At 57.9% G+C, this 11047-nt stretch carries 10 protein-coding genes; 8 read left to right on the top strand and 2 right to left on the bottom strand.

Features of this window, described 5'->3' with window-relative positions; genetic code table 11:
• Nucleotides 1-61: 61 nt before the first annotated feature.
• From aqpZ to hcr, 4 genes are all read left to right on the top strand, one after another.
• Nucleotides 62-757 (top strand): aquaporin Z, encoded by a 696-nt coding sequence (gene aqpZ, locus B3511_RS06295; protein ID WP_212477481.1) that lies wholly within the window; start codon nt 62-64, stop codon nt 755-757.
• 116 nt (nt 758-873) lie between these two features.
• Nucleotides 874-1773, top strand: coding sequence for a lysine exporter LysO family protein (locus B3511_RS06290; RefSeq protein WP_040076358.1), 900 nt, complete (start codon nt 874-876; stop codon nt 1771-1773).
• Between the two features lie 143 nt (nt 1774-1916).
• On the top strand, nt 1917-3569 hold the full coding sequence (gene hcp / locus B3511_RS06285; protein WP_207293348.1) for a hydroxylamine reductase: 1653 nt from the start codon (nt 1917-1919) through the stop codon (nt 3567-3569).
• 10 nt (nt 3570-3579) lie between these two features.
• A complete protein-coding gene (hcr, locus tag B3511_RS06280) occupies nt 3580-4548 on the top strand; it encodes an NADH oxidoreductase (protein WP_046886854.1) in 969 nt (322 codons plus the stop codon).
• Nucleotides 4549-4585: 37 nt separating this feature from the next.
• On the opposite strand, the gene B3511_RS06275 is transcribed toward hcr, so the two are convergent.
• Nucleotides 4586-5020 carry a DoxX family protein gene (locus B3511_RS06275; RefSeq protein ID WP_286777774.1) on the bottom strand — a complete coding sequence of 145 codons (435 nt, stop codon included), beginning with the start codon at nt 5018-5020 and terminating at the stop codon, nt 4586-4588.
• A 141-nt stretch (nt 5021-5161) separates the two neighbouring features.
• Here B3511_RS06275 and poxB point away from each other — a divergent pair, with 141 nt between their 5' ends.
• The 4 genes from poxB to B3511_RS06255 all read left to right on the top strand — a co-directional run bounded on the left by poxB (nt 5162) and on the right by B3511_RS06255 (nt 10555).
• Nucleotides 5162-6880, top strand: coding sequence for a ubiquinone-dependent pyruvate dehydrogenase (gene poxB / locus B3511_RS06270; RefSeq protein ID WP_040076362.1), 1719 nt, complete (start codon nt 5162-5164; stop codon nt 6878-6880).
• A 39-nt stretch (nt 6881-6919) separates the two neighbouring features.
• Complete coding sequence (ltaE, locus tag B3511_RS06265; RefSeq protein WP_040076363.1) at nt 6920-7921, top strand: low-specificity L-threonine aldolase; 1002 nt, start codon at nt 6920-6922, stop codon at nt 7919-7921.
• 10 nt (nt 7922-7931) lie between these two features.
• The gene (locus B3511_RS06260) at nt 7932-9362 is read left to right on the top strand and encodes an SDR family oxidoreductase (RefSeq protein ID WP_286777773.1); all 1431 of its coding nucleotides are present in this window, start codon (nt 7932-7934) and stop codon (nt 9360-9362) included.
• A 179-nt stretch (nt 9363-9541) separates the two neighbouring features.
• Nucleotides 9542-10555 carry an NAD-dependent epimerase/dehydratase family protein gene (locus B3511_RS06255; protein WP_286777772.1) on the top strand — a complete coding sequence of 338 codons (1014 nt, stop codon included), beginning with the start codon at nt 9542-9544 and terminating at the stop codon, nt 10553-10555.
• A gap of 23 nt (nt 10556-10578) precedes the next feature.
• On the opposite strand, the gene iagB is transcribed toward B3511_RS06255, so the two are convergent.
• Entirely contained in the window at nt 10579-11022 is a 444-nt protein-coding gene (gene iagB, locus B3511_RS06250) for a type III secretion system invasion protein IagB (protein WP_040076365.1), read from the bottom strand.
• Nucleotides 11023-11047 lie beyond the last annotated feature (25 nt).

Raw genomic sequence — 11047 nt, 5'->3', positions numbered from 1 at the left:
CATATTTTATGACGATAAATTGTGAGCGATGGAAAAAGCTCGTTTTTACATTGAGGTGGTTATGTTCAGAAAATTAGCGGCGGAATGTTTTGGTACATTCTGGCTGGTATTGGGTGGTTGCGGTAGTGCTGTTCTGGCAGCCGCATTTCCGGAATTAGGGATTGGTTTCGCTGGCGTTGCGCTGGCTTTCGGCTTGACGGTATTAACCATGGCCTACGCCGTGGGGCATATTTCCGGCGGCCATTTCAATCCGGCCGTGACGCTGGGCCTGTGGGCGGGCGGACGTTTCCCGGCGAAAGACATTATTGGTTACGTGGTGGCCCAGGTGGTGGGCGGGATTATTGCCGCCGCTATTCTGTATGTGATTGCCAGCGGTAAGGCAGGCTTTGATGCGACGGCCAGCGGTTTTGCCTCGAACGGTTTTGGCGAACATTCTCCGGGCGGCTTCTCAATGCTGTCAGCCATCGTGATTGAAATCGTGCTCACCGCCGGCTTCCTGTTGGTCATTCATGGCGCTACCGACAAACACGCACCGGCCGGTTTCGCGCCGATTGCCATCGGTCTGGCACTGACGCTTATTCACCTGATCAGCATTCCGGTGACTAACACCTCCGTTAACCCGGCGCGCAGCACCGCGGTGGCGATCTTCCAGGGTGGCTGGGCGTTAGAGCAGCTGTGGCTGTTCTGGGTGATGCCGATCGTGGGCGGTATCCTGGGTGGCGTGCTGTACCGCACGCTGCTGGAAAAACGCGATTAAAAATAATACCGGGTGGCTCTGCGCTGCCCGGTTTTCCATTTGCACCTTTACTGAGCAGCTCTATTTCGGTAGTGTCATCGGCGCTATTCAGCTACTCAATAAGGATTGTGTTGTTCATGTTTTCAGGATTATTAATCATTCTGCTACCACTGATAGCAGGCTACTTTATCCCCCTCCGACACGCAGCTGCATTAAAGCTAATTAATCGCCTGTTGAGCTGGATAGTTTACGTCATTCTTTTTTTTATGGGCATCAGCCTCGCCTTTCTGGATAACCTGGCGACCAATTTACTGGCGATACTCTATTACTCCTCCATCACCGTTGTGGTTATTTTGCTGTGCAATATTGCCGCCCTGTTATGGCTGGAGCGCACTATTCCGTGGAAAAACCATCATCAGCAGGAAAAATTACCCTCGCGTATAGCGATGGCGCTGGAGTCATTAAAATTATGCGGAGTGGTGGTGCTCGGCTTTCTGCTTGGGCTCACCGGATGGGCGGTATTACATCACGCGACCGAAGCCAGTGAATATACCCTTATCTTCCTGCTGTTCCTGGTCGGTATTCAGCTGAGAAATAGCGGCATGACCCTGAAACAGATTGTCCTGAACCGTCGCGGCATGATCGTGGCGGTCGTGGTGGTCGGCAGCTCGTTACTGGCGGGGGTCATTAATGCCTTTATCCTCGACCTGCCGCTCAACACCGCACTGGCGATGGCGTCCGGCTTCGGCTGGTACTCCCTCTCCGGCATTCTGTTGACCGAATCTTTCGGCCCGGTCATCGGCAGCGCCGCCTTCTTTAACGATCTGGCCCGCGAGTTGATTGCCATTATGTTGATTCCGGGTCTGGTACGACGCAGCCGCTCCACGGCGCTGGGGCTGTGCGGCGCCACGTCGATGGACTTTACTCTGCCCGTCCTGCAGCGCTCTGGAGGCCTGGAGCTGGTGCCGGCAGCCATTGTTCACGGCTTTGTTCTTAGCCTGCTGGTGCCCATTCTGATGGCCTTCTTCTCGGCCTGATACCCCTCTGGCGGTAGGTCTCTGCCGCCAAAATTGCGCTAAATCAATCTCCCTCCATTTTGTATCAGAAAGCGCTTTTCTCTGATCTGGCACCAGCATAATCTTAAACATGTATATCAAATATAACTTTAACAGGTGTGATTATGTTTTGTGTGCAATGTGAACAAACCATCCGTACCCCGGCAGGCAATGGCTGCTCTTACGCGCAGGGCATGTGCGGTAAAACCGCCGAGACGTCAGACCTGCAGGATCTGCTGATCGCTTCCCTGCAAGGGCTTTCCGCATGGGCATTCAAAGCCCGCGAATACGGTATTATCGACCACTACGTCGACAGCTTCGCGCCACGCGCATTTTTCTCCACGCTGACCAACGTTAACTTTGATTCTCCTCGCATCGTCGGCTATGCCCGCGAAGCCATTGCCCTGCGTGAAGCGCTGAAGGCCCAATGCCTGAACGCCGACGCCAGCGCGCGCGTGGATAACCCAATGGCCGAGCTGCAGCTGGTGAGTGACGACCTGGGCGACCTGCAGCGTCAGGCGGCGGAATTTACCCCGAACAAAGACAAAGCGGCGATTGGCGAGAACATTCTCGGCCTGCGTCTGCTGTGCCTGTACGGTCTGAAAGGTGCCGCGGCCTATATGGAACACGCGCACGTTCTCGGCCAGTACGACAACGACATCTATGCCCAGTACCACAAAATCATGGCATGGCTCGGCACCTGGCCTTCCGACATGAACGCTCTGCTGGAGTGCTCAATGGAAATCGGCCAGATGAACTTCAAGGTGATGAGCATTCTGGATGCCGGTGAAACCAGCACCTACGGCCACCCAACGCCAACCCAGGTCAACGTGAAAGCGACCGAAGGCAAATGTATCCTCATCTCCGGGCATGACCTGAAAGATCTCTACAACCTGCTGAAGCAAACCGAAGGCACCGGCGTTAACGTCTATACCCACGGTGAAATGCTGCCTGCACACGGCTACCCGGAGCTGCGTAAATTCAAACACCTGGTCGGGAACTACGGCAGCGGCTGGCAGAACCAGCAGGTTGAATTTGCCCGCTTCCCTGGCCCCATCGTGATGACCTCTAACTGCATCATCGACCCTACCGTGGGCGCGTATGATGACCGCATCTGGACCCGCAGCATCGTCGGCTGGCCGGGCGTGAGCCACCTCGAAGGCGACGATTTCGGCCCGGTTATCGCCCAGGCGCAGCAGATGGCTGGCTTCCCTTACAGCGAAATTGAACACCTGATCACCGTGGGCTTTGGCCGCGAAACCCTGCTGGGTGCGGCGGATTCCCTCATCGACCTGGTGAGCCGTGAAAAACTGCGTCACATCTTCCTGATTGGCGGCTGCGACGGCGCGCGCGGCGAGCGTAACTACTTCACCGATTTCGCCACCAGCGTACCGGATGATTGCCTGATCCTGACCCTGGCGTGCGGGAAGTACCGTTTCAACAAGCTGGACTTCGGCAACATCGAAGGCCTGCCGCGTCTGGTCGATGCCGGTCAGTGTAACGACGCCTACTCTGCCATCATTCTGGCCGTCACCCTCGCGGAGAAACTGGGCTGCGGCGTGAACGACCTGCCGCTGTCGCTGGTGCTCTCCTGGTTCGAGCAAAAAGCGATCGTTATCCTGCTGACCCTGCTCTCACTGGGCGTGACCAACATCGTCACCGGCCCGACCGCGCCTGGCTTCCTGACGCCGGACCTGCTGGCCGTGCTGAACGAGAAATTTGGTCTGCGTTCCGTGACCACCGTTGAAGAAGATATGAAAGAGCTGCTGAGCGCGTAAGGAGAGATTCATGACCATGCCAACCTCACAATGTCCGTGGCGGATGCAGGTTCATCACATCCATCAGGAGACGCCGGATGTGTGGACGCTGTCACTGCTGTGCCATGACTACTATCCGTACCGTGCAGGTCAGTATGCGCTGGTCAGTGTCCGCAACTCTGCGGACACCCTGCGCGCCTACACCCTCTCCTCCACGCCGGGCGTGAGCGAGTACATTACGCTTACCATCCGTCGCATTGATGAAGGGGCAGGTTCCGAATGGCTGACCCGCGACGTAAAACGTGGGGATTACATCTGGCTTTCAGACGCGCAGGGCGAGTTTACCTGTGATGATAAGCCTGAGGATAAATTCCTGCTGCTGGCCGCCGGCTGCGGCGTGACGCCCGTAATGTCAATGCGCCGCTGGCTGGCAAAAAACCGCCCACAGGCCGACGTGCAGGTGATCTTCAGCGTCCGCTCGCCAGAGGATGTGATTTTTGCCGAGGAGTGGCGTAACTACCCGGTCACGCTGGTGGCAGAAAATAACGCTACCCACGGTTTTGTCTCGGGTCGTTTGAGCCGGGAATTGCTGCAAAGCGTGCCGGATATTGCCTCCCGCACCGTGATGACCTGCGGCCCTGCGCCGTACATGGATATCGTGGAAAAAGAGGTTAAAGCGCTGGGTGTGACCCGCTTCTTTAAAGAGCAGTTCTTCACCCCTGTTGCCGAAGCGGCAACCAGCGGGCTTAAGTTCACTAAGCTGCAACCTGCGCAAACCTTCTTTGGCCGCGTGGGCACCACGCTGCTGGAGGCGCTGGAGAGTAACAAGGTGCCGGTGGCCGCGGCCTGTCGTGCTGGCGTGTGCGGCTGCTGTAAGACGAAGATCGTGTCCGGCGAGTATACGGTGAGCAGCACCATGACGCTGACCGACGCCGAAATCGCCGACGGTTACGTGCTGGCCTGCTCCTGCCATCCGCAGGGGGATTTAGTCCTCGCCTGATAAAAAAGCCCGGTGACATCGCCGGGCGTTTTTACTTTCATTTCCACGCCGGATGGCTTGCCAGGGCGTAACGACCCGCACCCAACAGCGCTACCGCCAGTGCCCCCACGAAGAAGTAGACCAGGCTTTCAATGGCCCAGGCCCCTACCGCATCCAGCGCTAAGGTTTTGCCTGTTCCCACCATTAGCCACGCGGCGACCATAGTAAACGCCAGAACCAGCGCCGCCGGTCGAGTCAGGATCCCCAGAATAATCAGGATCGGTGCCGCCACCTCCCCCACCAACACCCCGTAAGCGATAAACCCCGGTAAACCTTTGGCAACCAGCATGCCGCTAATACCCTCCACGCCACCGAAAAGCTTATGCAGGCCGTGAAAGAGCATTAACCCGCCCACGGCAAGGCGTAACAACAGCCTGCCCATATCGTCGTGTGTTAGCGTTTTATTAACAGCAATTAACAATGATTTAACCATTTGAAATTACTCCTGTTTTATCTGAACTGCAGCCAGAATATGTCTAATTGTTTCGAATGGATAGCAGCTGATACCAGGGGGGCAGAGCGGTAATTTTCTTCTAAGCTTGTAAGCGATATCACAAAAAGGAGTTGGATCACCATGAAACAGACTGTGGCGGCATATGTTGCAAAAACGCTGGAACAGGCAGGGGTAAAACGCATCTGGGGGGTCACCGGCGACTCCCTCAATGGCTTGAGTGATAGCCTTAACCGCATGGGAACCATTGACTGGATGCCCACCCGCCATGAAGAGGTGGCCGCCTTTGCCGCCGGGGCAGAAGCACAGCTGACGGGAGAGCTCGCCGTGTGCGCTGGCTCCTGCGGACCGGGCAACCTGCACCTGATTAACGGTCTGTTTGACTGCCACCGTAACCACGTACCGGTGCTGGCCATCGCCGCTCACATCCCCTCGAGCGAAATCGGCAGCGGTTATTTCCAGGAGACTCATCCTCAGGAGCTGTTCCGGGAATGTAGCCACTACTGCGAACTGGTCTCCTCCCCAGAGCAGATCCCGCAGGTACTGGCCATCGCCATGCGCAAAGCGATTCTGAACCGTGGCGTTTCGGTAGTGGTGCTGCCGGGCGACGTGGCCCTGAAGCCCGCGCCGGAAACAGCCAGCAGCCACTGGTATCCTGCCCCGTTACCGGTGGTCACCCCGGCAGAAGAAGAGCTGAAAAAGCTGGCGCAGGTGTTGCGATACTCCAGCAATATCGCGCTGATGTGCGGCAGCGGCTGCGCGGGGGCGCATGATGAACTGCTGGCCTTTGCGGAAAAGCTAAAAGCGCCCATCGTCCATGCCCTGCGCGGGAAAGAGCATGTTGAGTATGACAACCCCTATGACGTAGGGATGACCGGCCTTATCGGCTTCTCATCCGGCTTCCACACGATGATGAATGCCGACACGCTGATCCTGCTGGGTACCCAGTTCCCTTATCGTGCCTTCTACCCCACCGACGCAAAAATCATTCAGATTGATATTAACCCCGGCAGCATCGGTGCCCACAGTAAGGTGGATATGGCCCTGGTGGGGGATATTAAAGCGACGCTCGCCGCGCTGCTGCCCCATCTGGAAGAGAAAACCGAGCGTAAGTTCCTCGATAAAGCGCTAAGCGACTATCGCGACGCCCGTAAAGGGCTGGACGATCTGGCGAAACCGAGCGACAAAGCCATTCACCCGCAATATCTGGCGCAGCAGATCAGCGATCTCGCTGCCGAGGACGCGATTTTCACCTGTGATGTGGGCACGCCTACCGTCTGGGCCGCACGCTACCTGAAAATGAACGGCAAGCGTCGTCTGCTCGGCTCGTTTAACCACGGCTCAATGGCAAACGCCATGCCGCAGGCGCTGGGCGCCCAGGCGACCGAACCGCAGCGTCAGGTCGTGGCGATGTGCGGCGACGGTGGGTTTAGCATGCTGATGGGCGATTTCCTGTCGGTGGTACAGATGAAGCTGCCGGTCAAAATTGTGGTCTTTAACAACAGCGTGCTGGGTTTTGTGGCGATGGAGATGAAGGCCGGGGGATATCTGACCGACGGCACCGAACTGCATGACACCAACTTTGCCCGTATCGCCGAAGCCTGCGGTATCCCCGGGATCCGCGTTGAAAAGGCCTCCGACGTCAACGAGGCGCTTACGCGCGCATTCGCTATCGACGGCCCGGTACTGGTGGATGTGGTCGTCGCCAAAGAGGAGCTGGCGATCCCGCCGCAAATCAAGCTGGAGCAGGCGAAAGGTTTTAGCCTGTATATGCTGCGGGCGATTATTAGTGGTCGCGGCGACGAGGTGATGGAGCTAGCCAAAACCAACTGGCTCAGGTAAAAATGTCTCACATTGCCTGTCTAACTATAGGGATGTGAGATGATTGATTTACGTAGTGATACCGTTACCCGCCCGTCGCGCGCCATGCTCGAAGAGATGATGGCCGCCCCGGTCGGGGACGACGTCTATGGCGATGACCCCACCGTTAACGAACTCCAGCGTTACGCCGCTGAACTGAGCGGTAAAGAGGCTGCACTGTTCCTGCCTACGGGCACCCAGGCCAACCTGGTGGCCCTGCTTAGCCACTGCGAACGCGGCGAAGAGTACATTGTCGGCCAGGGGGCGCATAACTACTTGTACGAAGCCGGTGGTGCCGCGGTACTGGGCAGTATCCAGCCGCAGCCCATCGACGCTGCCGCCGACGGCTCCCTGCCGCTGGATAAAGTGGCGGCCAAAATCAAAGCTGACGACATCCATTTCGCCCGTACGAAACTGTTAAGCCTGGAAAATACCCATAACGGTAAGGTGCTGCCACGCGAGTATCTCAAAGCGGCGTGGGAATTCAGCCGCGAGCGCGGGCTGGGCCTGCATGTGGATGGGGCGCGTATCTTCAACGCGGTGGTGGAATATGGCTGCGAACTGAAAGCCATCACCCAGTACTGCGACTCCTTCACCATCTGTCTCTCGAAAGGTCTCGGCACCCCCGTTGGCTCGCTGCTGGTGGGCGATGCCCAGTACATCAAACGGGCCAACCGCTGGCGCAAGATGACCGGCGGCGGGATGCGTCAGGCCGGAATCCTGGCGGCAGCGGGCTTGTACGCCCTGAAAAATAACGTCCAGCGCCTGAAAGAAGATCATGACAACGCCGCCTGGATGGCCGGGCAACTGCGCGAGATCGGGGCCGATGTGATGCGTCATGACACCAACATGCTGTTTGTGCGGGTGGGCGATGAGCGTGCCGCCGCGCTGGGCGAATATCTGAAAGCCCGTGGGGTGCTGATCAACGCCTCCGGCGTGGTGCGTCTGGTGATGCACCTTGACGTCAGTCGCGCTCAGCTCGCCGAGGTGGTAAGCCACTGGCAGGCCTTCCTGCAGCGCTAAGGAGCCCCGCGTGCCACAACGAATTCTGGTGCTGGGCGCCAGCGGCTATATCGGCCAACACCTGGTCACAGTCCTCAGTACGCAGGGGCATCGGGTGCTGGCGGTGGCACGCAGCATTGAACGGCTGCAAAAACAGAACCTGCCGGGTGTCTCCTGCCATAGCGTCGATCTCAACTGGCCGAAAGAGTTGTCCGTGCTGCTGGAAGGAGTGGATACGCTCTATTATCTGGTGCACAGCATGGGCGAAGGGGGCGATTTTATTGCCCACGAGCGTCAGGTAGCGATGAACGTGCGCGATGCCCTGCTGGCGACGCCGGTCAGGCAGATTATTTTCCTCAGTTCATTACAGGCGCCGGAGCAGGAGCAGTCAGACCACCTGCGCGCACGCCAGCTCACCGCCGAGACCCTGCGCGGGGCGAATATTCCCCTTACCGAACTGCGGGCGGGGATTATCGTTGGGGCGGGCTCTGCCGCCTTCGAAGTGATGCGCGACATGGTCTATAACCTGCCGGTGCTCACGCCGCCGCGCTGGGTGCGCTCGCGTACCACGCCCATCGCGCTGGAAAATCTTCTGCACTATCTGGTGGAACTGCTCAACCATCCCGCGCAGCGCCACCGGGTTCTGGAGGCCGCCGGGCCAGAGGTGCTCAGCTATCAACAGCAGTTTGAACATTTTATGCGGGTGAGCGGTCGCCACCGGCCGCTGATCCCTATTCCCTTCCCGACCCGCTGGATTTCGGTGTGGTTTTTAAACGTCATCACCTCCGTGCCCCCGACAACCGCCAAGGCCTTGATTCAGGGGCTGAAGCACGATCTGCTGGCCGACGACGCTGCGCTGCGGGCGTTGATCCCCCAGCCGTTAATCCCGTTTGACGATGCGGTTCGCAATACGTTGAAAGAAGAAGAGAAACTGGTCAACTCCAGCGACTGGGGCTTTGATGCGCAGGCCTTTGCCCGCTGGCGGCCGGAGTATGGCTACTTCCCTAAACAGGCGGGCTGTACCGTGAAAACTGACGCCAGCCTTAGCGATCTGTGGGCGGTGGTGAATCAGATTGGCGGCAAAGAGCGTTATTTCTTTGGCAACCTGCTCTGGCAGACCCGCGGCGCGCTGGATCTGCTGGTGGGCCACCGGCTGGCGAAGGGCCGTCCGGCAAGGGCGATGCTGGAGGTGGGCGACGCGGTAGATAGTTGGAAAGTGATTATCGTTGAGCCGGAAAAGCAGCTGGCCTTACTCTTTGGTATGAAGGCCCCCGGGCTGGGGCGGCTGTGCTTTACCCTGAAGGACAGAGGCGATCACCGCGAGCTTGACGTCCGCGCCTGGTGGCATCCGCACGGCATGCCGGGTCTGTTCTACTGGCTGTTGATGATTCCGGCGCATCTGTTCATTTTTCGCGGCATGGCAAAACGTATTGCCCGCCTGGCGGAAAAACCTCAGCCCTGACGCCATCGCGCCAGGCCCCTGGTCAAACCCGGAACCGGGCCGAATAACAAAGCCAGGGCACAGGCAGCCTGACGGATAAGGGTATAAATAAAACTCTTAAACTTTCGCCTTTACCATTGCATCGTGGCGTATTTCACGGAAGAATGCGCACGAAATTCTTTTCAACACAGTGGATTGATATGAAGGTACTGGTTACCGGCGCCACCAGCGGCTTAGGTCGAAATGCGGTCGAGTTTCTGCGCAACAAAGGCATTAGCGTCAGGGCCACCGGTCGCAACGAAGCGATGGGTAAACTGCTGCAGAAGATGGGGGCTGAGTTTGTCCATGCCGACCTGACGGAGCTGGTCTCTTCGCAGGCTAAAGTGATGCTGGCCGGAATCGACACCCTGTGGCACTGCTCCAGCTTTACCTCTCCGTGGGGCACGCAGGAAGCCTTCGATCTTGCTAACGTGCGCGCCACGCGTCGTCTGGGCGAGTGGGCCGTGGCCTGGGGCGTGCGTAACTTCATTCATATCTCTTCGCCGTCGCTCTATTTCGATTATCACCATCACCGGGATGTTAAAGAGGACTTTCGTCCTCAGCGCTACGCCTGCGAGTTTGCCCGCAGTAAAGCGGCCAGCGAAGAGGTGATCGATCTGTTGGCGCAGTCGAATCCCCACACCCGCTTTACGGTACTGCGTCCGCAAAGTCTCTTTGGGCCGCACGATAAGGTCTTTATCCCGCGCCTGGCGCAGATGATGCACCACTACGGCAGCGTGCTGCTGCCACGTGGCGGCGATGCGCTGGTGGATATGACCTATTACGAAAATGCCGTCCATGCCATGTGGCTGGCGAGTCAGATCAGCGCCGACGCTCTCCCCTCCGGACGGGCCTATAACATCACCAACGGCGAGCCTCGCTCCTTACGCAGCATCGTACAGCGGCTGATAGACGAGCTGAATATTCACTGTCGGATCCGCTCCGTGCCCTACCCGATGCTGGATATCATTGCCCGCAGCATGGAGCGGCTTGGCAATAAAGCGTCGAAAGAGCCCGCCCTCACCCACTACGGCGTCTCTAAGCTGAACTTTGATTTTACGCTGGATATTAGCCGCGCCGAACGTGAGCTGGGGTATGCGCCCGTGGTGACGCTGGATGACGGGATTGTGCGCACAGCCGCATGGCTGCGGGATCACGGTAAGCTGCATCGCTGATGCGTCAACAAGGGTCGCGGCACTCAGCTATGGCGGGCAGGCATCTTTAACTGCTGATATTTTTGCCAGACTTTCCGGGCATACAGCATCCGCTGCGGGTAATTCTCTTTTTTTAACCCGGCGTTGTAGGCCCCGACCGCCTCCCAGTTATTGCCATACACCTTAATCATGCCGGACAAAATAGAGGCCCCGACCATAATCGAGGTGCAGGGCTCTAATATCAGTTGGTATTCGCTAATTCCCCGACTCTCCAGCGCCGGAAAGTGGATGCTGTTGATCTGCATCAGGCCGACATCCCGGGTACCGTCGGCATTTTTGCCAATCGCCCAGGGATTCATCCCGGATTCGACGTGCGCAATGGCGTACAGGAGATAGGGATCGACGTGGTAGGCCTGTGCGGCTTTGTCCCAGCAGTTGGCGTAAGCGCCCTGGCTGACGAGGAGCATAATGAGCAGTAACGTTTTCATCAGTACCTGCTTTGGGATGAGATCA

Source organism: Leclercia sp. UBA1284 (assembly GCF_002308415.1).
Classification (GTDB): Bacteria; Pseudomonadota; Gammaproteobacteria; order Enterobacterales; family Enterobacteriaceae; genus Enterobacter; species Enterobacter pneumoniae.
Note: the sequence above shows the minus strand (reverse complement) of the source record. Positions and strands in the feature narration are given on the sequence as shown.